Genomic DNA, 23,966 nt, shown 5'->3' with positions numbered 1-23,966 from the left:
TTAATTTTTGGGCTGGGTGGGGGCGGGTTTTTATAATTGTCGTTGGGTGTCATATATTTCGGTGAACCCGCCCCTACAGGATGGTGATATAATATTCGATATTGTGTTGATTACAAAAAAAAATATGAAATACAATCCCAATATTCATCATCGTCGTTCTATTCGTCTCCCCGGATATGATTACAGCCAACCTGGTGCATATTTTGTGACAATTTGTATTTGGCAACGTCAGTGTATATTAGGTGACATTGAAGAACAAAATATGCTATTAAGCCGTTACGGTGAAGTAGTCAACTTTAATTGGTTTAATCTCAAGACAGTATATCCTCATATAGAATTAGATTCTTTTGTCATTATGCCGAATCATTTTCATGGAATCATCATCATAGAAAATCAGGATAAACGTCATGGGTTATCGGAAATTGTGAGAGGTTTTAAAACATTTTCTTCCAGTCGTATCAATCAACTACGCCGTGTTTCAGGAATCCAGGTATGGCAAAGGGGTTATTACGAACATATTATTCGCGATGAGACAACGTTTGCCAAAATTCAGGAATATATTATCAACAATCCGTATAAGTGGGAAACCGATGAAATGTACCCATCTAAAAAGTTTTGCAATTCCAAGAGAATCAATATTAAATTAGACAGTAAAAATGTATTATTGATGAATTTACGATCTTAAAAACAGAATTCGTAAGGGCGGGTTCGCCAGCGAAGTTGTCACTCACAAACAATCTCAAAAACCCGCCCAACCCAACCAATAAGCCCCAAAAACCTCCCCGCTACATGGTTGAATTCAATGTATTCTTAATTTCTGGGTGGGTGGGGGCGGGTTTTTATAATTGTCGTTGGGTGTCATATAATTCGGTGAACCCGCCCCTACAGGATGGTGATAAAATATTCTTTATCGTATTTTATGCCCAAATTCGTAGGGGCGGGTTCGCCACCGAATTTGTCACTCACAAACTATCTCAAAAACCCGCCCCAACCCAACCAATAACCCCCAAAAACCTCCCCGCCACATGGTTAAATTCAATGTATTCTTAATTTTTGGGCTGGGTGGGGGCGGGTTTTTATAATTGTCGTTGGGTATCATATATTTCGGCGAACCCGCCCCTACAGGATTGTCCTGATATTGATTGTCAATTAATTTATTATCATCATATCATCTACTAACAAAAACCATGAAATCAGCGGACAAAAACAATCTATTTTTCCTAACATTCCTCTCCTTCAGCACCTTAGCAACTTGGGAAACAGGACTTTTCACCCCATCCCAAATAGCCACAGCCCAAATCACCCCCGACACTGACGGCACGAATACTCAAATCACCCCCAGTGGCAACCAATTTAACATCCAAGGCGGCCAACAATCCAGCGACGGTACAAATCTATTTCACAGTTTCCAACAATTTGGTTTAACTCAAGGACAAACTGCTAACTTTATCTCAAATTCCAACATCCGCAATATTTTAGGGCGAGTTGTCGGCGGCGATGCTTCCATAATTAACGGCTTAATTCAAGTTACGGGCGGCAATGCCAACTTATTTTTAATGAATCCGGCGGGGATTGTTTTCGGTGCAAATTCCAGCTTAAATGTTCCCGGTTCTTTCACCGCGACTACTGCTACAGGAATTGGTTTCGGCAATAACTGGTTTAGTGCAGTTGGCGCGAATAATTATGCACAATTAGTCGGAAATCCGAACAGTTTTGCTTTTACAAATCTACAGCCGGGAGCAATTATCAATTTAGGTAGTTTGGCTGTGAAACAGGGACAGAGTTTAACTTTGTTGGGCGGCACGATTGTGAGTACGGGACAACTTGCTGCACCGGGAGGCAATATTACGATTGCTGCGGTTCCGGGTGAGAATTTAGTCAGAATTAGCCAACCGGGAAATCTGTTAAGTTTGGAGATTCAACCGCAATCTATGGCTGGTAGTTTGCCTCAAACTTGGGTGTTGCCAGTTACATCTTTGCCACAGTTGTTGACGGGTGAAGGGATAAGTGTAAGAGAAGTGACAGTTAATTCTCAAGGAGACGTAGTATTAACTGGTTCGACGACTCAATTAAAAAATGGAGATGCTTTTTTCAACGGAACTATTAGTACGTTATCTACAACTGATAAAATCAACAGTGGCTCCGTACTTTTACAGGCTCTCGGTAATATTATTACAACAGATATTAATACTAAATGGTTCGGTGCATTAGGCAGGGGAAATTCAGGCAATATCACTATTACCAGCACAGCAGGAGGCATAAACACTACTGCTGGCACTTTATCTAGTTATTCGTATAATGGCAATGCTGGTAATATAACACTCAATGCTCAACAAAATATTGTCACTGCTAGTTTAGAATCAGCACTAGATCAATATGTCACTGGTTATGTCAAAACAGGAAACTCTGGTAATATTTCGATTACTAGCACGGGAGGCTCCATCGATACCAGTGCTGGAGGTTTAGACAGTAGAGCAAATAATGGTAATGCCGGTTCCGTTACTCTACAAGCTAAGAATAATATTACTACTGCTGAGATAATAACTCTTCTCTTGGGCGGGACAAGTGGCAATAGTGGCAATATTTCGATCGTAAGTACAGAAGGAAGCATAAATCTTAATGGTGGTAGCTTACATAATAAAAATTCTCAACCAGATAATTTTGCTTACAAATTAGATACAGGAATTACATTCGGAAAAGGAGGTTCTATTTATCTAGAAGCTAAAAATGATATTACAACTGGCATAATTTATACTAGAGTCACTAATAATGGCGTAGGGATTAGCGGCAATATTTCTATTTTAAGTCGAACAGGAAATATTAATCTCAGTGGTACACAGATATCAACCAATTCTGACAATAATAACGGTGGTGTAATCAGATTGGAGGCTAATGGCAATATTAATGGTTATCAAATTTCTACGACTGGTAGGCAAGAAGGTGGTGCAATAAGTCTCAAGAGTGGTGGTTCGATCAATTTGGATTCGCTCAATGCCGATGGTGAAAACAGCAAAGGTGGAAATATTACGGTTCAAGCTCAAAATGGTATTCAAATATCACCGGGTAATCCAATTTTTTCTCGTTCTTCTGGGGGAAATGGTGGTAATATCACATTATTTAATACTAATCAAAATATAAGCATTGGTAGTGCAAATACCGAGTCTAAATCACAAGGTGGCAATATTGACATTACTAATACCAATGGTAATATCAATACAAATCAATTGGTTGCCGGTGCTTATGTACCTGCTTCTCCCCCATTCACAACTCAAACGGGTGGTAATATTAATGTAAGTGCTGGCGGCAATATTACTACTACTATTGTTGCGTCACAAGCTCAGCAACAAAGCGGTTCAATAAATCTTAATAGTAATGGTTCTATAAATACTCAAAATCTGTTTACTGTAGGTAATAATAATGGTGGAAATATTACTCTAAAAAGTGGCACTACGATCAATACCACTGCTGGACTGATCAATGCAATGGGTGGTAATAATGGCGGTAATATTTCCCTCGAAGCCACCGGCAATATCAATACAGGCGGAATTGGCAGCGCTCTATTATTAAGCGGATTTAACGCTAATAGTGGTAATCTTCGCATTCAAAGCGGCGGTAATGTTAACACAACTGCTGGCCCAATTTTTACTGCGGCAGCCAATGGTAGAGGTGGAAATGTAGCCATAGATGCTAAAGGAACTATGGCGACTTCTACTATCAATTCCCGCACTTTTTCTACCAATACTAATGTGATTGGTGGCAATATCGATCTCACGGCAAAGGAATCAATTACTGCGGCGGGAAATATCGAGACTAACCGCAATAATATTACATTTAATGCTCCGTTAAGATTGGCGAATGACCTGTCTGTAAAAATCTCTGGTACAGGTGATATTACTTGTAAGTCTACAGTTGACGGGCCTTACAATCTGACGGTTAAACCTGATACGGGAATGGCTCAATTTTTCGCTCCTATCGGTAACGTGACTCCTCTCAACAGCGTCAAAATTGAAAATGATATTACAAGAACGACTGTCGCAATCAATATTTCTACAACTAATAATATTACCACGCAAAATATTACTTCTCCGTTGGGAATTTCTTTGTACAGTGAGAAGGGAGCAATTCAAACGGGGAATCTTAATTCTAGTTCCTCTACTAATGGTGGAAATATTAGTCTAAATGCTGGTGGCAATATTACTGTTAATCAAATTGACAGTCAGAGCATGGGTAATGGTAGAGGTGGAGATATCTATGTTTGGACTGAAAAGTTTTTTCGATCAATCAATTCTTTTTCAGATAGAAATGGGGTTGCTGCTAGCATTTCGTCTGCTGGAGATGCTGGGGATAAAGGCGGTACAATTTTGCTGCGTCACGGCGGTAATGGACTGACGCCTTTTATTGTTGGCGATTCAACAACTAATGGAACTGCTGGTGCTATTACTCGGGGAAATGGCACGTCTTCACAAATTTTGTCTGGTAATAGATATTTTTATACATACAAACAGGATACAGAAAAGATTGAAATTCGATCGACCCCAGAGCCTCAGCCATCACCTACACCGACTCCTTCAGCAACGCCGACTCCTGCGACTGCAACTACTCCAGCGACTGCACCTGCAACTACTCCAGCGACTGCGCCTGCAACTACTCCAGCGACTGCGCCTGCAACTACTCCAGCGACTGCACCTGCAACTACTCCAGCGACTGCGCCTGCAACTAGCCTGCAACTACTCCAGCGACTGCGCCTGCAACTACTCCAGCGACTGCGCCTGCAACTACTCCAGCGACTGCGCCTGCAACTACTCCAGCGACTGCGCCAACAACCGCACCAACTCCCGCACCTTTACTTATACCCAGACGCCAGCCACCACAGGGTTTATCCCCCGCCGCAACTCCCACCCCAACACCGGAAAGCCCGATCGCAACTCCCACCCCAACACCCGATCGCCCGATCGCAACTCCCACCCCAACACCCGAAATCCCATCCCAAACACCCGCAATCTCGATCGCAACCCCAACCCCATCCCCAACACCCGAACCCCCGCCGATCGACCTTTCCCCCATCCAAGAACTGCTAAACACCAATTTCTTCACGCTTCCGCCCCGCACAACCCGCACACAGCCCTCAGCCCCAACAATACCAAGCGCGAGCGATCGCATACCCGCCGCACCCACAATTCCCCCGATCGCCCAACTCACCGCCCCGATCGCACCTCCAAGTGCGATCGCTCCTCCAAGTGCGATCGCACCAAATCCAACACCCGCACCCCTACAATCGCCTGACAATCCCTCTGTAGCAGCAATTCCACCTGTAATTGCACCCTCTTTCTCTCCCATTCCCGCACCCATTCCCCCAGCCGCAGTAGCACCCGCCCAAAGCGAAAATCCGCAACAAGATTTAGCCTTTTTAATTGGCGATTCATTAGGAGCAAAAACCACCATCACTCTAAATCCTGAAACCGGAATCCAAACTTTTAATTGGGCATTTAATAATCCCCAAAACAATTTCTCTCTCACACCACCGCCTATTCAAAAAACAGCAGAAATCACTTTAATAACACCTCCAGAAAACCCACCAGAAAACCCGCCACCGCCAAGCTCTTCTCTTTCCGAAAAACCCGACGGATGGATAGTCTTAAAACCTACTCCTGCGCCTACTATTGAGCCACCCGTTGAGGCGATCGAGCCTAATTCCTTGGCAAACATTCCCGAAAGTACTCCGCCGCCAACTCCAGCACCCGCACCAATTCCAGCTCCAGCACCCGCACCAATTCCAACTCCCGCACCAGCTCCAGCACCCGCACCAATTCCAACTCCAGCACCAACTCCAGCAGCCGAAACTCCCCCACCCGCAAATATTCCCAATCTTTTTCCCTTAGAAATTAGCAGATTTAGCGTTGAACAAGCTTTAGATCAAGGCAATGCTGATGAGGCTATTGCCTTAATCGATAAACTCTTTGAACAAGACTATGAAAACTACTTTAAAGAAGATTTTACTGACAAAAGAGTCAATGTTGAGTATATCAGAGAAACTCTGAAAACAATTAAGACAGAAACCGGAAAACAAGCCGTAATCGTTTATGCCTTCGCCAGTCTCGAATCATTGTCGCTAATATTAGTAGTTCCCGAAGGTCCTCCAATTCTGAAATCTATTAAAGTCAATCGTGTAAACTTGAATAAAATCGTAAATGAATTTCAAAAAAATATCTCAAATCCAGATAGTCTTGAAGATAAAGACTTGGCAAATGCGAAGCAACTTTATGATTTATTTGTTGAGCCAATTTCTAAAGAATTAGCAGAATTAAATATAGATACGCTAGTTTTTTCCTTCGATGCAGGTTTGCGACAATTGCCCATAGCAGCTTTCTACGATGGCGAACATTTTTTAGTAGAAAAGTACAGCCTCGGCTCAATTCCCAGTGTCAGCTTGACTAGCACTAATTATGAAAGCTTAAAAAACGCTCAAGTTTTAGCGATGGGTGCTTCCCAATTCCCCCATACTAATAAACCAAAGTTGCCTGCGGTGCCGATCGAATTATCTGCGATCGCCGGTACCAGAAGCAACAGCCAAAATGCTGGTGAATTACCGCTGTGGCGCGGCCGCTTTTTTCTCAATCAAGATTTTACCGTGGAAAATCTCACCAAACAGCGGCGGCAGCAACAGGCTTTTGAGATTGTTCACCTAGCTACTCACGCCAGCTTCCCGCAACATCAAAACGGACGCAAGGAGGCTGAAATTGACCTGTGGAACCGCTCTTTGGCTCTGGATAAATTTCGGTTGGCGAAGTGGTACGATCGCAGGCAAGTACAGTTATTGGTGTTGAGTGCGTGCGAAACTGCGATCGGCAATAGTGACGCAGAAATGGGTTTTGCTGGACTGGCAGTCCGCAGCGGTGTAAAATCAGCTTTGGCGAGTTTGTGGAAAGTTAATGATTTTGCGACTTTGGGGCTGATGACTGAGTTTTATGCTAATTTGCGATCGACTCCCATTAAGGCTGAAGCCCTCAGACAAGCTCAACTGGCGATGATTCGCAAACAGGTCGTGATTAAAGATGGTAAGTTGGTGGGGAGTCAAAAAAGGGCGATCGATCTTACTCGGGCCGGACAAGTACCAAATTCAGATTTATCTCATCCCAAATTTTGGGCCGGATTTACACTAATTGGCAGTCCTTGGTAATCAGCTAGCGCGCATCTAATTTTAATACCAAATTGTCAAAAAATCTTTTTTGCAAAAATGAGATGCTCCAGGCCAAACGTAAAACTAAACTCTTTAGCCAAGCAAAAACCATGAGCAACTTTACTAAAATATTCAAGTCAAAAGATAAATCCTCAATCACCTTGAGTTTAGAGGAATCCGTCGCGGCGATCGCACTTGTCGCAGCGGAGGCTAATTCCCCTGACGCCGATGCAGATATCTTAGAAAGCATACTTTGGGATTCAGAAATATTTGCTGAATTCTCGGAAGATGATATGTCAGAAATGTTTCAACATTTGGCAAATATTATCGCGGAAGATGGTTTGGGAGGATTATTTAATACCGCCCATGAATCACTTCCAAATGAGGTGGTTTTGGATACTTTTGCCATTGTCGTAGCAATGTTTGTCGTAGATGATGAAGTGTCGAAAAAGCACCGGGATTTTCTCAAGGAATTTCAAGAAGTATTAGGTGTAGACGATGAGGAAGCCGAAGAAATTATCGGGGATGTAATTGCTGCATACTCCCACCTAGAAATCGAAGAGGCTGATTTCGATTTAGAAGAGGAGCCGTTGTACCTGTCTGCTAAACGCAATTTTACTGTCTCAATTCCAGTTGACAAGCAACGAGGCGGTAGGATTGATGATGGAGAAGGCTATGTTGCATTTTCTGATGGCTTTGGTGTTTTGCTGAAAATTGATTATTTCCAGACGGCTAGCGAAGTGGAAAAATTAATCGAGTCAGCGGGCGAATGGGCTTATCTTACTTCGTTTCTTAACAAGTTTATTGACGATCAAATTCTCGCTAAATTTGCTGATTCTAAGTTGCTCTACACTGAATATTTAGAAGATGAAGAAGCTTATTTTGCAGTGGTCGATTTACCGGGGAGTGCAACTCTCAGCGTGCAAGAAAAAGATGCCGCAGCTACTAAAGTGGATGCTTACCGGGGATTTATGGCTTTTATAGTTGACGATTTTTGCTACACGGTAAGTTGTCAGCGAGTTTATCAGGCTAAGGATGAATTGGGTTCTCTTGAGTCGGAGGTTGAGGGCATTATGAACAAGATTTTTGACTTTATTGAGACGATCGAATTTTCTGAGGGCGAATAAACATGATTTATAGCGGATTGAGGGAAAGATTAAGTATTGATGAATCAATCGCTCAATCGCTCAATCAAAAATTTCTGTAGGGTGCGTCGCCAGGAGATTTGCGCTTGAATGCTAAAGATTTACCGAGGCGACACACCCGAAGAAACTTCTAGATATTAGAGTAGAGGTTTTTTGCATTGACACTCTCAGCGCTCTTCGCGACTGAGATTCTTAAGAAATTTCGTTCTTAATATCCCTATTGCTAGGGTTCCTGGGCGCAATCCTATTGCCAAAAAATGGCAGGCTGCTATCCTTGCCTTTGGGCAAGCTCCTCAAGCGTTTAAGGGGCTCGGGCCCTTGGTAACGCGAGAGTCCCCGCGTACCTTTAATATATGGTAGGCATTTGCTTCCCAGGTTTACACCTGTGTATCCATCCCAATAAGAGAGTGTAACGGCAAAAGACCTTTTTACACTGCTAAAAATGTTAAGAATTAAGAAAAATTCACGGCGGTTAAAACCGCCCGTGCCACTTTCATCTCAGGTCTAAAGACTCAGAGTTTTCCGCTTGCCGAACTTTTTTTATAAAATAGTGCGATCGAGAATTCGGCTGTTTTGACCAATTCTCGATCGCACTTCCAACTCAAATCACTCAACCGCAGTCGAGAGATAGCAGCAATTAGTGGGCCCTTGCGACTAATTAGTAGTCTGAGCTTCCACCAATCTTTGCTTGAGTTCTTCCAAAGCGCTCGCCCAGCGCGGATCTGGCTGCACCGAACCGGAATCAGCACTCGAAACCGTTGTTGTTGACTGATTGCGGCGAGACTTGTTGTTATCACCGCGACGGCGATTGCTTTTGCTAGAACCGCCACCTCCACCTTGGGTAGGAGGAGCCGAGCGCTGCTGTTGCTGCGGTGCAGGGACTGGCTGCGACGGCGACGATGATGCCAACTGCGGGGCAGCAGGCGATGATGACTGTTGCTGATCGTCTTCGCCCTTCTCAGATTTACCCTTAGAGCGGGGTAAGGCCTTCTCTATTTTCAGGGGGTTTTCTTTGAACATCAAGCCGTTGTATTTCTCAATAACTTGATCTGCTTGTTCGTCGGTTAGCACCGTCACAAAGCCAAATCCTCTGCATTTACCAGTTTTGCGATCTGTAATTACCTTTGTGGTAACAGATTCGCCTTCGGGTGCAAAAACTTCTTGCAATTCTAGGCGATCGAGTTCCTTCGGTAGATTACCAACATAAAGACGAATAGACATGAAAAATTCCTCCAGATTGGGATTTTAATTAGTTTGCTCGAACAAAATTACCTGAAGTCAAATCAATATTGACCGCAGGGAAACACCGCATAACCACAGAATTTGCACATTCCTCCCACCAACCTTGACAGCTCCCCCCACCTTTTAGAACAAAAAGATGATTTACTCTGATCGTGCCGGAACTGAACCGCCAATGCAGAGAGCTTTTAAATCTCAGGTTGTTGTGTAAACTTTTAGTCATCACTCAAATGTTTAGGCTATTGGCTGTTCTGTATTACTTGCTTCCGGTTTTGATTCAGAATGTTTATAGCCAGCGCCGTGTAGAAATTTATGTCCAAGGATGTCAATTGCGAGCGATCGGAATGCCAGTATTCAGTCTAATACAGTGAGGGAGAAAATCGCTAACATTTTTTCAGCCAGTAATCTTACCTCACTTCTAATCTCGCTCCTAATGTTGAGGACTACTCATTTACCCGGTATCCCTCAAATCGGGCCCGGCAGCGTCCGACCATTCTTTAAAGGTATCACAGCCTTGGTAACAGAGCTAGTTATTTAGCAAGATTTCATGCTGTATTGAACGAAAACCGTATCTGAATCACTTTTCTGAATTCATTCCGCAGAGCTAAATTCGCTGTCGAAAAAAAACAGCCGACAGGCGGCTGGCTGAACTTGCTGTGTTGGGAGGTTGACAATTTTTACGCAATGCCTTATCGATTTTAGCCAATTGAAGTTATTGCGCTATTTGGTTCAATCCGATTCATGTAAACAAATGTAACAGAGTGTTGGCAAAAAAGCAACTTTTCTTTACGAAGGGTTGACAGTTGACAGTTGTCCGGCTGGGGGTTGTCCGTCACATTCCATAAAGGTACGTTGTTGCGCTTCAGCGCTCTTTCATATAGACAAGAGCGCTGAAGCGCAACAACGTACCTTGTCTCATCTTCCGCCTTGGATAATGATGTACGCGCCCCAAACAGCAGCAGCAAAGGCCAAAATCGCAGACCAAATCGGATGTCCGCTGTCACTAACGAGTCCTTCTTGACTGCGGAGAGTTTCTAGGTCGATCGCCACAGTAGCACCCCGACGCAGCCAACCAGTCGCCACAACCGGTTTTCCGATCAAATCACTGGGGCGAGTCGTCTGTTTGAGCAACAATGGGTACAAAGAGCCGATCGGGCCAATCATCGAAACATAGTGCAACCTCACCAAACCCGTCGCCGTTTGCAAAATCAAATCCTGTCCCAGCCAATTGTCAATACCAGGTCTACCCAAAAGTTGCCCGGAAAGGCGCACAGGTTGAGCATCTAGCGGTAGAGTTTTCGAGTTTGACAAAATTTCTAGTAAACTTGGTGAAGTGGTTTCTCGTGGCGTAATGTCGGGGAAAAAATAGTTAATCCGCATCAAAGTACCGAGACAAAATCCGATCGGCAAACAGCCCCAAAGAATCGATCGATCGCCCAAAAGCCAATCCAATTGCCAAATACTCGTTTTGGAAAAAATCCAGCTAATCAACCACAGCAGTGCAACAATCCCCAGACTCATCGGAATCCCAAAAAACGGCGCACCTTGTAAAAATAGTTTTGAGTCTTTAAATTCGAGTATGGATTTAAACAGAGATAATTTTCCTGTTTTGGGTTTTTCCGGCGACAGACTCGCCAAATCTAACTCAGTCTCCAGTTTCCAGAATTGAGCGTAGAGTTCCAACAGCTTGAAACGCTCTCCCATCAAAGGATGCGTGCTGTTAATTGTCAACCAAATGCGTTCTCGATTGGTGACATCCCACAACAAAATCTGTTTTAGGGGCGCGCGCAATGCAGCACCACCAAAGGTTACAGCTTGTGCGACGCCGACGGGTAACAACAAATCGAAACTTTCGAGGAAAAAGCTAGTTTGTTTTTGCTGTTCAATATTTGCAGCAATGCCGATCGCAATTTTAGTTAGTGCTCGCGTCAAACCGTTGGGATTGCCGGTAATTTCTGCGGAAGTGCGATCGCTAAAATATACTCTACGGCGCGACAACCACAACATCGGCCAACGCAACAACTTATAAACTCCGTAACTGGTAGCAGAAATTGCGGCGGTGACAACTCTCACAGTACGACGCAAAAAGTCGATCGTCATTAAATCGCACAACCGCTCGCCCCAGTATGCAGTCTGCCAATATATAAGGTAAGGAATCTGAAGCACCAACATCGCCAGCGACATCGGCGCAAAATCCCAGTGAGAAATATGCGCCAACTCCCGCGCGAAAATAGTGGCAATTTCATCATCCGTCAATTGATCTAACAGCCCTTGACTGACAGCAATCCGAGCAAAACGGGGCAAACAGCCGTAACTGAAAGCTACAGGAACATTGAGCGGTAAGAGTTTCAGTACAGGCGTTGGCATATTTTGCTTGGTGCCAAAACTGCGGAGTACGCGCGTCGCTTCCTTGCTGTGCTTGGATAAAACTGAGCCGCGCAGGGTTTCGATACCGCAAAAAAGTTTTAGCAGGGCGTCTGTCAGCCAGGGAGAAGATGCCAAAAGCAATCCGAAAAGAATCTGGAGGAAGGGAGTTGGATCTCGGTAAAAAAGCTGAATTGGCTGAAAAATTGGCAATCTAGTAAATATGTAAAGCTGAACTAATAGAGCATTGATGTTTGTCAGCAGGAATTGTAGGACTAATCGGGCTAGAAAAAATAGGGCGATCGCACTTCCAACTGCTTCGATCCGAAAATTCAGCAACTTTAGCGGTTTGAGGGGGCGCGGACTTTTGGTGCGCCCCGCTTGGCGCCAAGTAAGTTCGTAGGTATCTGGGGTGGCGAATCCGGGGATATCTGTTGGGGAACCGGAACTGTTTTCGCCGCTAGTTTCTGTATCGGTTGCGGTTGTTGTAGGGGCGGTGTCCCCGTGCTCGCCCTCTTGTGTCGGGTGAATCGGCGGTTTGGGGGGTGGAGGTGGCGGTGAAATATGTGTGGATTTGGTGTTTGCTGGGGCGTTAGTCGGCTCTAAGGGTGAAAATCCGGTTTTTTTGTCTGCGGTTGGTCGAGCGCCCTTAAGCGTTTCCTTCCGCGATTCCGTTGCTGAATCAAAGGCGACAAAGCCGGTTTCTGGGGGAATTTCTGGGGGTTTTGGGGGGGTTAATTCTTTTAAAGTGCGATCGGCCCAGGTTTTGATTTGGGTGTTGGGGATGTTGGTGAGGGAAGTGCAAAGGGCGATCGCGCTTTTGAGATTTCCGGTTGCTTTGTACGCCACGACTAATCCCATTTGGGCGCGGATTCCGGGCGGTTGATTTGCTGCGGTTTGGCTGACGGATTCTAAAAGGGCGATCGCGCTTTGGTAATCTTTTTGTTTCAAAGCAGCTAACCCAGCCTCTAGAGACTGTTTCAGAGATGAATCCGCCGAATTTTGATTGTTTGGAGATGCCATAACTGTGATTGCGATCGCGTCTTGTCTAAGATAACCTCACCCGAAGGCACTTCGGCAACTAGCAATGTACGGGATGTCACGGATCTTGAGGGAAGATGGCCGAGGTATCCAATGAACATATTTTCCTTAAAACGAGTGGGATGGGCTTCTAGCCCGTCCCGTATTTTCCTTAAAACAATGAGTGGGATGGGCTTCTAGCCCGTCCCAAATCTAAAAAATAAATACAGTATAATTTATCAAATCAGGCTTAAATACTTTGAGTTTGAAATATCGAGTAATTCCGAATAATTAATCTGTAGGGTGTGAGAGCTTTAGAAATTTATAAATCCACACGATAAAACTATTTGGACTCACGCACCGCCCTAACGAATGATTTTATCTAATTTTTGTTGATATAATTAGAGCAGTTGTCGATCGGCTAAAATAGATAAGACTTACCCTGCGTGTCACACTTCAATCAACAAGTTGTCAGGTGCGTCAGACTGACGACGAGGCCCAGATCCCCCCTAACCCCCCTTAAGAAGGGGGGAACCGGAAGCGCGATCAAAGTCCCCCTTCTTAAGGGGGATTTAGGGGGATCTAGACTACGCTAGAAGCGAGATTTTTCAAGTATTCTAGGCTTAAGTTGACACCAATCGGCAAAACCTAAACTACCACCACATCCGAACAAATATGCCAATAGACGACGAAGATTTTGAAATCCAAATCAGCGACGATCGCAAACTGCAACTCTTCACAGACAGACACGAATTTACCCGCCGATTTGCCTTTTATTTAAACGAAGACCAGCCCCGCGAACAAATTTTGTATTTTTTCGGCGATGGAGGCAACGGCAAGTCATTGCTCCTCAAACACTTGGAGTTTCACTGCTGCAAAAGATTTCCGCCGCAGGTTTGGCAACAATTGCGCGCACTCCCAGAAGCAAAAGCCGCCGAAGTTGCCGATTTTGTCTGGCACGCCAAACCCAAAACCTACACTCCCATCCCCGTAGTCAGACACGATTTCGGATTGATACCGATTAAAGAAGATAAACCGCAAGATAGATTTTACGGCTTGCTGATGTTGCGGCGAAATATCGCAGAGTCAGCCAAGAAATATAAATTTAAATTGCCTAATTATGACTTTGCTTGCTTTTGGTATTTGCTGAACAAAGGCGAGTCAGAGGCAACTCTCAACCAACTTTTTCCCAACGATTTAATTGATTTTTTGACACCTGTAGTTGAAACCTTTGCCGGATTTCCCGTGGTGTCGCAAGTGGCGGCGGGGCTGAAATTAATCGATAAATTCGGTGGCATTAAGCGAACGATGAAATTAATTCAAACGCGCCTGGGTGTCAGCGACGAAACGGCTGATGAAATTCGCCGTAAAGATATTGATACTGAGTTAATCGACTGTTTACCAAAATTGTTTGCAGGGGATTTGAATGCGGCAATGGCTAGCAGAAATAAACCCGATCGCCTCGTGATGCTGTTCGATACTCACGAGAAAATGTGGGATGAAAAACGCAATTCTCAAGGTGCAACTTTTTGGGATCAAGATGAGTGGTTTCGGCGGTTGTTGAGGGCATTGGATTACAAATTGGGGATTGTGGTTGCTGTGGCGGGGCGAGATTGTCCAGTCACACAACTGCGGTGGCCGAATGCGTCGAAGTTTCCGATTCCCGAAGATTATATAGATGCCCAATTGGTTTGGCATTTGTCGCCCCCCGATGCTAGGGATTACTTGCACAAAGTGGAGATTGACAAGGCTGATTTGGCAGATGCTGTAATTAAATATGCCAGCGTCAATCCTGATGAGAGTTGCGAGGATTTGCAAGTACATCCGTTTTATTTGGGTTTGTGCGCGGATGTGGTGCTGGCAGAAAGAAGGCGGGGAATTGAGTTGCTGGCGTCGGATTTTGCGCGGATTCCGAAGTTGGAAAATAAGACTGCGGAGTTAACTGATCGGTTGCTTTTGTATGTGGATCGCGAAGTGCGATCGGCGGTGCATTCGCTGAGTGCTTGCCGCGCTTTTGATGAGGATTTGTACGTGAAATTGGGGGCGGGTTGTCACTTCCAGGCAAGTAGTGCAAATTTTGAGGTTTTGACGGGTTTTTCGTTTGTGTGGAAATCGGAAAAGCGGGGGGATAATTGGTATCGGATTCATGATTTATTGCGGCGCTTGGATGCGGAAAGAGATAATCAGAAAACTCGCAGGGCTCATGAGGTTTTGGAGGGGCATTATCGGGAAGTGGGGGATGGGGCTGAGGCAATTTTTCATGCTAATCGCTTGGATTGGGAGCGGGGTGTGAAGGAATGGGTAGAGGTGTTTGATGAAGCTTTGGGAAAGAGTCGCTATGGGGAATGCAAGTCGCTGCTAGGTGTTAGGGATGAGTTGTGGATTAAAAGTGATTTTAGGCTTGGCAGAATTTCAGAATCGGAGGGCAATTACTATGCTAACTTGGCTCGATACGCAGAGGCAAAACAAGAGTATTTAGAGGCAGTTGCAGCTTACGATCGTGATCTCATCATAACTCCAAATCAGGATGCTACGCTCAATAGCAAAGGGAGTGCGCTGCAATATCTGGGTGAGTTGCAGGCACAACTAAGTGAGTTTGAGGCTGCCAAACAGTCTTACTCAGAGGCGATCGCTGCCTATAATTCTGCTTTACTTATGGCACCGGATTATATTTGGGTTCTCAACAACAAAGGGAATGTGCTCCATAGTCTGGGTAAGTTGCAGGTACGGCTAAGTGAGTTTGAATCTGCCAAACAGTCTTACTCAGATGCGAGCGCTGCCTTTAATTCTGCTTTACTTATTGCACCGGATTATATTTGGGCTCTCAATGGCAAAGGGAATGCACTGCAAAGTCTGGGTGAGTTACAGGCACAGCTAAGTGAGTTTGAATCTGCAAAACAGTCTTACTCAGATGCGAGCGCTGCCTTTAATTCTGCTTTACTTATTGCACCGGATTATATCCAGGCTCTTAACAATAAAGGAATTGTGCTAGTCGCTAGGGGTAAGTTGCAGGTACAACTAAGCGAGTTTGAGGTTGCCTTACAGTCTTACTCAGAGGCAATCGCTGCCTTTAATTCTGCTTTATTTATTGCACCAAATGATATCAATTATCTCAAGAACAAAGGGATTGCGCTGAATAGTCTGGGTGATTTACAAGCACAGCTAAGTGAGTTTGAGACGGCCAAACTTTCTTACTTAGATTCGATCAATACTTATAATTTTGCATTACAAATTGCACCAGATGATAATTATTGTATGCAGAACAAAGGGATTGCGCTCCATGATCTGGGTAAGTTGCAGGCAAAACTAAGTGAGCTTGAGGCTGCCTCACGGTCTTACTCAGATGCGATTACTGCCTTCAATGCTGCTTTAGTTATTGCACCGAATCATAACAATGCTCTTACCGGCAAAGGGAATGCACTGCTAAGTCTGGGTGTTTTACAGAAATATCTAAGTCAATTTGAGGATGCCAAATTTTCTTATTGTGAGGCGATCGCTGCCTATGATTTTGCATTACAAATTGCATCGGATGATATAGCTGCTCTCAACGCCAAAGGGTCTGTGCTGCGATATCTGGGTGAGTTACAGGCACAGCTAAGTCAATTTGAGGCTGCCAAACAGTCTTATTCCGAGGCAATCACTGCGTTTAATTCTACTTTACAAATTGCGCCAAATGATATATATGCTCTCAACATAAAAGGGTGTGTGCTGCTGAATCTGGGTGATTTACAGGCACAGCTAAGTCAATTTGAGGCTGCCAAACAGTCTTATCCCGAGGCAATCACTGCCTTGAATTCTAGTTTACAAATTGCGCCAAATGATATAGCTGCTCTCAACATAAAAGGGTGTGTGCTGCTGAAGCTGGGTGATTTACAGGCACAGCTAAGTCAATTTGAGGCTGCCAAACAGTCTTATTCCGAGGCAATCACTGCGTTTAATTCTACTTTACAAATTGCGCCAAATGATATAGATCCTCTCACCAACAAAGGGACTGCACTGCTAAGACTGGGTCAATTGCAAGCAGGGCTAAGTGAATTTGAGGCTGCCAAACAGTCTTACTCAGAGGCGATTGCAGCCTTTAATTCTGCTTTACTTATTGCACCGAATTTTATTATGGCTCTCACCAACAAAGGAAGTGTGCTGCTAAGTCTGGGTACTTTGCAAGCAGGGCTAAGTGAATTTGAGGCTGCCAAACAGTCTTACTCAGAGGCGATCGCTGCCTTGAATTCTGCTTTACTTATTGTACCAGATGATATCGCTGCTCTCAACAACAAAGGGCTTGCGCTGCAATGTCTGGGTGATTTGCAAGCAAAGCTAAGTGAATTTGAGGCTGCCAAACTTTCTTACTCAGATGCGATCGCTACCTATAATTCTGCTTTACTTATTGCACCGGATGATATCGCTGCTCTCAACAACAAAGGGATTGCGCTGGGAAGTCTGGGTGATTTGCAAGCAAAGCTAAGTGAATTTGAGGCTGCCAAACAGTCTTACTCGGATGCGATCGCTGCCTCGAATTCTGCTTTACTTATTGCACCGGATTATATCAATGCTCTCAACAACAAAGGGAATGAGCTGCAAAGTCTGGGTGATTTGCAAGAACAATTATTTGAAAGACAGGAAGCACTCAAAAATTGGCAAGAAGCACTGGAAATGTTTAATCGCTCTTTAGCCATCGCTCCTAATGACGATTGGGTTCGGAATAGACGTGATGCGCTGCAAGAATCTCTCGATAATTTGGGTGAAGATACTGTCAGCAGTTAGCCCGATCGCAATTAGTAAAGGTGTGGCATTCAGGAGGCGGATTTGTCCAGTTAACTTACACCGAAAGTTCACAGGATTTACGCACTCCGACAAAGAAACCGGGTTTTTGGTCGAATCTACGCATCACAACCAAGTATTATCGAAAAAACCCGGTTTCTGGCCCCCATGCGTCAGCCCTAAGACTTGATACCTGACGGCGCATAATTCTTGCTCTTTTCCGATTCCAGGTATTGCTTGTAAGCCACCTCATCGCCACCAAAAGAATCGATCGATACTTCTCGTTTCGGCATCGATTTCAGAGGAGCATCGATCGGACTGTACCGACAGTAACACATCACAATTACATCATAATCGCTCATCGGAGTTGGAATATCAGGCGTATATGTTTGCACCCGCACAACTTCCCAATCACTGACACGATAATGAGTATTATGTGCGTGCTCGTTTGGATCGTGTTCTGACTCCACCCGCACAAATTCTACAGGGCGATATCCCGGTTCAGGAATCGGTTCCTGAGAAGAATCCCAGTTTTCTGCAATGATAAAAGTTAGAGCTTGGCTGTGTTGGAGTTTTCTCTGTCTCCAGCCTTGATCTTCACCTGACTCAGCCTGAAAAACAATGTACTTCTGCATTAGTTTTTCTCCGTTTCTTCGAGATAGTTGGGAAATTCGGTTTTATTTCAAGGCTTAAAGTGTGGGTTAATGAAGGAGACGATCGCCTCCTTCATCAAAGCACTCAACCTCCCAGCTTACCTTCCTGACTGCTTACTGTCCGATCGCACTTTCCGACGAATCAGCACACTCATCACCTGGCCAGCATTTGCCGCACGTTGTACGGGACTCCAGTCACCAACCTCAGCAAATCCCAATCGGTACAAAGTGAGAATCGTTTCCCGGACACCCTGGGGCGAACCCACAAGCGTTACCAGCAGCACATCCTGTTCTGATATTGCTGCTACTGAGTCGGAATTTGGACAATCAGATTCGTTTTCGTCGGGCACGAATTCTTGTGACATATTATGTTCTCCTGACTTTGGGTTTTCTAAGGAAACCCAAAAATCCAGCCGCCCCGCAATTCAACAGATAGCAGGGCGGCCACAGAGAATGTTAAGATACTCCGTTAGCCTCCAGACTGCTGATACCAGTTTGGCGGTTATGCTGTCCTTAGCTGTTCGCGCAGCTTTGGGCAGTGCAACTAGATTTTCGGGCGACGCGGGTTGCCTCCTGTGCAAGCAAAGCAACCTCTCAATTCACAGCGTAGCCGCATAGGGGGCCCGCCGTCAACCGATTTTGGATTTTAGATTTTGAATTTTAGATTTTGGATTTTGGATTTACCAGCGTCAGCGGCTGGAAAGATTAGACGGCGGTTGAAACCGCGTCTACACAAACGATGTCCGCCTCCGCGGACTAAAGAAAATTGTATTTGGCGGTATAAATCGGCGATCGCAAAGTCGGTTTTTACAATAGCTCAAAAAGGGCGATCGCATTTCATGGAAGTGGAAAAAGTGCGATCGACAATTAAGCTGAGTTTTGCTAAAATCTAATCAGACTGACGTATCAAAATCCAAGAAACTGGGTTTTTTGCAGTTTTTGCAAGCTCTGACGAAGTATATCGCAAAAACCCGGTTTCTGACCGCCCGTATGTCGAGGACTAAATAAATAAGCTAAAAAGCAAGCAGGTAGCCATGACAGCCACCCTAATTGAAAGTCAAACTTCGGGAGTTTTGCTGAAAAATATTAGCTGGCAAACTTACGAATCTCTCGTAAACGAACTAGCAGAACAAGCGGGAATTCGTTTGAATTACGATCGAGGTACTTTAGAAATCATGACTCCCTTAGACTCGCATGAAGGTAACAAAAAATTTTTAGGACGTTTTGTAGAAACAGTAACTGAAGAATTGAATGTAGAAATTCGCAGCCTGGGTTCGAGAACTTGCAAGCGCGAAGATTTGCTCAAAGGTTTAGAACCGGATCAGTGCTACTATATCGAAAATGAGCGAGTTGTCCGAGATGTAGAGCAAATTGACTTAAATGAATATCCGCCGCCTGATTTAGTAATCGAGATTGACATCACTAGCAGTTTTATTAACCGCATGGAATTGTATGCGAGTTTGGGCGTGTCCGAGGTTTGGCGTTATGACGGTTCGCGTTTGATATTCTATCAGTTAGAAGGTCAGGAATATGTAGAACGGGAAGTTTCTCCTCACTTTCCTTTTTTGTCGCCAACTGAGATTATGGGATTTGTGGAAACGCAAAAAAATGTGGGGGAAACGTCGATGATTCGAGGGTTTAGGCGGTGGGTGAGGAGTCGGATTCAGTCTGGGGAATGAAGGAGGGCGATCGCTCAATATTTCAACAGCAGAATTGTAAATTAGCAAAACCCATAAACAGTTTATCGGCGATCACTCTTTTTTGAACCAATCTATTGCACAGGCGGGACGCCCGTGCCACGAGGGAGGCGGATGGAGGAAAGGGCGATCGCGCTTTTTAACTGCTTTGGAAACACAAGCGGGACGCCCTTACTGCAAAATTACACCGCTAACTTTTGCTTGCGCTTGCGCCAAGTAGCGATCGCACCAAATCCTAAAAATGTCGCCAATAAAGTAGAAGGTTCTGGTACTGCTTCCTGAGGTGGAAGTGGTTCGGTTTTTCCTTCGAGAGCGATCGCGTCATTGTTGCATTCAAGAATTAAAGTAGCAACATAATCATCAACTGGCAGCAAAGATTTATCAAACTTAAACCCAATAGTTTGGCTGCCACGCGCTGGAAATACACCTAGAGCAAATCCAGCCGCTGCCAACTCTGCATCGCCAACCATCGTAATGTCGCCAACTTTAGTGCCGGATTCTATAATATTGGGAATTAAAGTTTCTGGTTGACTGTGAGAACCCTGCGTGAAGTAAGGGCTATAATAAGAATCGTTCCAGGCTAAATCTCCCATCCTCGCATCCATACCGACTCGTGGAAAGATGCCGTTGATGTTGTGATTGTATAAATTAGACCAACCTGCATTTTGTGCCACAACACTTTTTGCTTTTACCCCACTGTAGACACCCGTACTTGCTGCGTTTGAATCATTATTAGGCGTAAAGCGAATCCCAAATAGGCTATTGCTATCGCTGGCAGCTTTAAAGTTTCTTTTCCCGGAAAAATCCCAGAACAAATCCCCGAAACCAATATTGCGATTACTAACTCGATAGCCATTCACAAATTCTTCAGTAGGTTTTCCCGTCAGTGGTAAGTTGGCACTAATAGCTACCCAAATAGTATTGGTAGATACATCATCTTTGACCGCCATACCATAAATTTCAAATATCGTTCCTCCTGCGGTGATTCCACCCCTGCCATCGCTGTCAAGACTGTCATTGCTGGGGTCGATCGCATAATTCCAACCCAAATTTAAAGTTCCAGCAATAGCCGTTTGTTGGAGAGTAGTTCCTAAGAAAATTGTTGCTGTAGTAGCACCGAAAAGAATTGTATTTTTGAAGATATTCATGGTAGATGCCCTCTCAAGTTACAGAAAACTATCAGTCTAATAGAGAATGCAAGCGGGAAAGTTCGATCGACCGAATTGGAAAGAGCAATGTGCGAGACATTCTCAATCCAAGGCAATTAATCGCTCTTCGTTATTGTCCAGGTCCTTCCACTATTTGCTTCCCAGATTTCTAATATCTCAGATACAAATTGGCTTAGCGTCTCAGTTTTGCTCATCTTTTTAGCTCAGTAAATAGCTCAGTAAATAGTTCACTGCTTCTGTTCCTGAACCAAACTGAGCTACAATTGAATCGGAGCACTGTTGGGGGTAATGGTGAAGTATGGTTGATTCTCTGAAGGCATCAGAAGATGGGCTACAAATTGTTGACCAAGCTAGACGCAAGAAACGCTGGCAGAAAAATTCTTTAACATGGGTACAAGCTGCCAAAACCTCAGAAGCGACACTGAGACGGTTTTGGGCAAGAAAATCTTTCATTGACCGGTATGCCTTTATTGCAATTTGTGAAGCTGTAGGTGTTAACTGGAAAGAAATTGCTGAACCCAGCCAAATTCAGAAAACAGATTTACCTGTGGTGTCTACGGCAAAGGCACATCCCTCAATACCAAACCAGAATTTTGTGGGACGCGAAGGGGCGATCGCCTCCCTCAACACCCATATCAACCAAGGCGCAAAAATCATCGTCATCCAAGCTACCGGCGGTGTCGGCAAAACCACATTGGCCCACGAATATCTCAACTCTCAGGGTTTTGACTTAGTGCTAGACCTCCCAATGGCCAAGGAAAAAGATAATATTCAACTTGTCGATAGTGTAATTGAAGGATGGCTGAAACAAGACTTTGATGAAGAACCAGGGCGAGAGTTTTGGGAGATGTTGCGGCGGCTAAAATGGCAACTTCAAACTCGCAAAATAGGCGTGTTAATTGATAACTTAGAACCCGCACTAGATGGACAAGGCAGATTTATTAAACCCCATCACCGCTATGTTGAACTATTGCGAGTTTTGGCCGATCCAACAGTGCAGTCTGTGACGCTCATAACCAGCCGCGTTCGTCTGTGCGAACCTGATGTAAATGTTGCTCGCTATTTATTGCCCGGATTGGATGAGCAAGCGTGGCAGCAATTTTTTATGAATCGCCATATTAATATAGATATTTCCATACTGAACGCGATGCACAAAGCCTATGGAGGAAATGCCAAAGTAATGGGTATCCTCTGCGGTGCAATTCGAGAAGATTTTGATGGAGATATGGTAGGTTATTGGGGGGAGAATAGTGGCGATCTGTTGGTTAAGACTGACTTGAAAAACTTAGTAACTACTCAGTTCGATCGCCTCCAAGAACTTGGCTCAAAAGCTTATCAACTCCTCTGCCGTTTGGGATGCTATCGCTATCAGGATGTGCCGACTGTCCCGACTGAGGGATTGTTGTGTTTGTTGTGGGATGTGCCAGAAGGACAGCGCAGACGGGTGATTGAATCTTTGCGAAATCGCTCTTTGGTAGAGTTTAATAATGGAGAATATTGGTTGCATCCGATGATTCGGGAAGAGGCGATCGCACGTTTGAGAGCAAGTGAAGATTGGGAAGATGCAAATCGCAAAGCAGCAGAGTTTTGGACGGACAGTGTTAAGACAGTTGAAACTCTAGAAGATGGACTGAGGGCTTTTGAGTCTTACTATCACTATGTAGAAATTAATGACTTTGAGCAAGCTGGCTATGTAATTGTCAGCAGAAGAGATACCAGTTGGAGAGATGGAGAATCTTTGGGGGCTGCGTTTTATAGATTGGGTTTGTTACAACCAATGCTTTACTCAATCAATTCAATTATTAACAAAGTTAAAGACGACCGTATACTGATCGGTCTGTATAGTTCTTTAGGGGATTTACACAGGCTAACTGGAAATATAAACGCAGCAATAGAATGTCACAATTTATCATTCAAAGCAGCGGAAACAACCCTTTTATCTACAGATTTAAGTTCTTCAATATATTTTTATGCAAAAAGGTTGAAAACTTGGTCTTTATTTAATACAGGGCTTTGTAGAATTGATTTGTGGGAACTTGAAGAAGCTAGGTTTTTTTTTCAAAAAATACAATTTATTTGTAAGAATTATAACGATTTAGAACATGGTTTATATAACAATGAGAAAGATTATTTATATTGCTTAGCATTTTTAAACTCATTTTTAGGATTTAAAGAGAGCGCTTTGAGTTATGTAAAACAAGCAGAAGTAGTAATCGATCAAATAGATTACTGTTGTTGGAGTCAAGGATATAGCTTATTATTTATGGGTCTAACTTATAAAAATTTAGGAGAATTCGACAAATCTTTTGAAAAGTTCCGCCAAGCGATCGCATTTGCCGAAAAAACTCACTACACTCAGGTTAAGGCTAAAGCTTTAAGTGGTTTAGCAGAGCTTTATCGAGAACAATCCGATTTTACAACAGCGCTTTCCCATCATTCAGAATCGATCGCACTTCTAGAGAAAATCGGCGCAAAATGCGATCTAGCTGAGGCTCATTATCAGCGTGCCTTAACTTACCAAAAGATGGGTGATGCCGAAAAGAGTCAGACTCCGTTTCAAGAGGCGATTCGACTCTTCAATGCAATGGAAGCACCGAACCAAGTTGAGAAAGTGCGAAAAGCCAGAGGTAAGAGCGATGAAGTTGAGTTTTAGATATACAAATACCCTCTTAGTCCGCGGAGGCGGACTTCGTTTGTGTAGACGCGGTTTCAACCGCCGAGTCATAAAGAAGATAAATTTGCCC

15 protein-coding genes are annotated in these 23,966 nt (G+C 44.2%); 8 read left to right on the top strand and 7 right to left on the bottom strand.

The features are described from left to right. The first annotated feature begins 124 nt into the window (after positions 1–124). Together JGK36_RS17585 and JGK36_RS17580 are read left to right on the top strand one after the other, a co-directional pair. Positions 125–685: a transposase gene (locus JGK36_RS17585; RefSeq protein WP_293198577.1), complete on the top strand. Its 561-nt coding sequence runs from the start codon at positions 125–127 to the stop codon at positions 683–685. A gap of 502 nt (positions 686–1,187) precedes the next feature. Beyond that, positions 1,188–5,078, top strand: coding sequence for a filamentous hemagglutinin N-terminal domain-containing protein (locus JGK36_RS17580; RefSeq protein WP_293201020.1), 3,891 nt, complete (start codon positions 1,188–1,190; stop codon positions 5,076–5,078). 117 nt (positions 5,079–5,195) lie between these two features. Here JGK36_RS17580 and JGK36_RS17575 read toward each other — a convergent pair whose 3' ends face one another. Together JGK36_RS17575 and JGK36_RS17570 are read right to left on the bottom strand one after the other, a co-directional pair. Then, positions 5,196–5,423 (bottom strand): hypothetical protein, encoded by a 228-nt coding sequence (locus tag JGK36_RS17575; RefSeq protein WP_293198573.1) that lies wholly within the window; start codon positions 5,421–5,423, stop codon positions 5,196–5,198. Between the two features lie 106 nt (positions 5,424–5,529). After that, positions 5,530–5,706 (bottom strand): hypothetical protein, encoded by a 177-nt coding sequence (locus tag JGK36_RS17570; protein ID WP_293198571.1) that lies wholly within the window; start codon positions 5,704–5,706, stop codon positions 5,530–5,532. Here JGK36_RS17570 and JGK36_RS17565 point away from each other — a divergent pair. Together JGK36_RS17565 and JGK36_RS17560 are read left to right on the top strand one after the other, a co-directional pair. Next, on the top strand, positions 5,696–7,177 hold the full coding sequence (locus tag JGK36_RS17565; RefSeq protein WP_293198569.1) for a CHAT domain-containing protein: 1,482 nt from the start codon (positions 5,696–5,698) through the stop codon (positions 7,175–7,177). The genes JGK36_RS17570 and JGK36_RS17565 overlap by 11 nt on opposite strands. Positions 7,178–7,287: 110 nt before the next feature. Further along, on the top strand, positions 7,288–8,304 hold the full coding sequence (locus tag JGK36_RS17560) for a hypothetical protein (protein ID WP_293186838.1): 1,017 nt from the start codon (positions 7,288–7,290) through the stop codon (positions 8,302–8,304). Positions 8,305–8,976: 672 nt separating this feature from the next. Here the strand turns inward: JGK36_RS17560 and JGK36_RS17555 are convergent. Both JGK36_RS17555 and JGK36_RS17550 read right to left on the bottom strand, forming a co-directional pair. Continuing rightward, positions 8,977–9,543, bottom strand: coding sequence for an RNA-binding protein (locus tag JGK36_RS17555; RefSeq protein ID WP_293186837.1), 567 nt, complete (start codon positions 9,541–9,543; stop codon positions 8,977–8,979). A 933-nt stretch (positions 9,544–10,476) separates the two neighbouring features. Further along, positions 10,477–12,948, bottom strand: coding sequence for a zinc metalloprotease HtpX (locus JGK36_RS17550; RefSeq protein ID WP_293198566.1), 2,472 nt, complete (start codon positions 12,946–12,948; stop codon positions 10,477–10,479). A gap of 672 nt (positions 12,949–13,620) precedes the next feature. On the opposite strand from JGK36_RS17550, the gene JGK36_RS17545 reads away from it, so the two are divergent. Beyond that, on the top strand, positions 13,621–17,706 hold the full coding sequence (locus tag JGK36_RS17545) for a hypothetical protein (RefSeq protein ID WP_293201018.1): 4,086 nt from the start codon (positions 13,621–13,623) through the stop codon (positions 17,704–17,706). 176 nt (positions 17,707–17,882) lie between these two features. On the opposite strand, the gene JGK36_RS17540 is transcribed toward JGK36_RS17545, so the two are convergent. Together JGK36_RS17540 and JGK36_RS17535 are read right to left on the bottom strand one after the other, a co-directional pair. Then, on the bottom strand, positions 17,883–18,338 hold the full coding sequence (locus JGK36_RS17540; protein ID WP_293186833.1) for a hypothetical protein: 456 nt from the start codon (positions 18,336–18,338) through the stop codon (positions 17,883–17,885). 116 nt (positions 18,339–18,454) lie between these two features. Next, on the bottom strand, positions 18,455–18,721 hold the full coding sequence (locus tag JGK36_RS17535; protein WP_293186832.1) for a hypothetical protein: 267 nt from the start codon (positions 18,719–18,721) through the stop codon (positions 18,455–18,457). Positions 18,722–19,009: 288 nt separating this feature from the next. On the opposite strand from JGK36_RS17535, the gene JGK36_RS17530 reads away from it, so the two are divergent. Together JGK36_RS17530 and JGK36_RS17525 are read left to right on the top strand one after the other, a co-directional pair. Further along, a complete protein-coding gene (locus JGK36_RS17530) occupies positions 19,010–19,249 on the top strand; it encodes a hypothetical protein (RefSeq protein WP_293186831.1) in 240 nt (79 codons plus the stop codon). A gap of 141 nt (positions 19,250–19,390) precedes the next feature. After that, on the top strand, positions 19,391–20,035 hold the full coding sequence (locus JGK36_RS17525; RefSeq protein ID WP_293186830.1) for a Uma2 family endonuclease: 645 nt from the start codon (positions 19,391–19,393) through the stop codon (positions 20,033–20,035). Between the two features lie 200 nt (positions 20,036–20,235). On the opposite strand, the gene JGK36_RS17520 is transcribed toward JGK36_RS17525, so the two are convergent. Then, positions 20,236–21,201 (bottom strand): PEP-CTERM sorting domain-containing protein, encoded by a 966-nt coding sequence (locus tag JGK36_RS17520; protein ID WP_293186829.1) that lies wholly within the window; start codon positions 21,199–21,201, stop codon positions 20,236–20,238. A 319-nt stretch (positions 21,202–21,520) separates the two neighbouring features. On the opposite strand from JGK36_RS17520, the gene JGK36_RS17515 reads away from it, so the two are divergent. Further along, positions 21,521–23,875 (top strand): tetratricopeptide repeat protein, encoded by a 2,355-nt coding sequence (locus tag JGK36_RS17515; protein WP_293198560.1) that lies wholly within the window; start codon positions 21,521–21,523, stop codon positions 23,873–23,875. The last annotated feature ends 91 nt before the right edge of the window (positions 23,876–23,966 follow it).

Origin of the sequence: Microcoleus sp. PH2017_35_SFW_U_B, assembly GCF_020737865.1 — a bacterium.
Taxonomy (GTDB): Bacteria; Cyanobacteriota; Cyanobacteriia; order Cyanobacteriales; family Microcoleaceae; genus Microcoleus.
The sequence above is the reverse complement of the archived record's forward strand: the minus strand, read 5'-3'. Positions and strand labels throughout refer to the sequence as shown.

Coding starts and splice junctions, on each gene's coding strand:
- JGK36_RS17535 (WP_293186832.1), bottom strand. CDS start 18,721: ATGTCACAAGAATTCGTGCCCGACGAAAACGAATCTGATTGTCCAAAT.
- JGK36_RS17515 (WP_293198560.1), top strand. CDS start 21,521: ATGGTTGATTCTCTGAAGGCATCAGAAGATGGGCTACAAATTGTTGAC.
- JGK36_RS17585 (WP_293198577.1), top strand. CDS start 125: ATGAAATACAATCCCAATATTCATCATCGTCGTTCTATTCGTCTCCCC.
- JGK36_RS17545 (WP_293201018.1), top strand. CDS start 13,621: ATGCCAATAGACGACGAAGATTTTGAAATCCAAATCAGCGACGATCGC.
- JGK36_RS17520 (WP_293186829.1), bottom strand. CDS start 21,201: ATGAATATCTTCAAAAATACAATTCTTTTCGGTGCTACTACAGCAACA.
- JGK36_RS17560 (WP_293186838.1), top strand. CDS start 7,288: ATGAGCAACTTTACTAAAATATTCAAGTCAAAAGATAAATCCTCAATC.
- JGK36_RS17570 (WP_293198571.1), bottom strand. CDS start 5,706: ATGTTTGCCAAGGAATTAGGCTCGATCGCCTCAACGGGTGGCTCAATA.
- JGK36_RS17550 (WP_293198566.1), bottom strand. CDS start 12,948: ATGGCATCTCCAAACAATCAAAATTCGGCGGATTCATCTCTGAAACAG.
- JGK36_RS17580 (WP_293201020.1), top strand. CDS start 1,188: ATGAAATCAGCGGACAAAAACAATCTATTTTTCCTAACATTCCTCTCC.
- JGK36_RS17540 (WP_293186833.1), bottom strand. CDS start 18,338: ATGCAGAAGTACATTGTTTTTCAGGCTGAGTCAGGTGAAGATCAAGGC.
- JGK36_RS17575 (WP_293198573.1), bottom strand. CDS start 5,423: ATGAATCGCCAATTAAAAAGGCTAAATCTTGTTGCGGATTTTCGCTTT.
- JGK36_RS17555 (WP_293186837.1), bottom strand. CDS start 9,543: ATGTCTATTCGTCTTTATGTTGGTAATCTACCGAAGGAACTCGATCGC.
- JGK36_RS17525 (WP_293186830.1), top strand. CDS start 19,391: ATGACAGCCACCCTAATTGAAAGTCAAACTTCGGGAGTTTTGCTGAAA.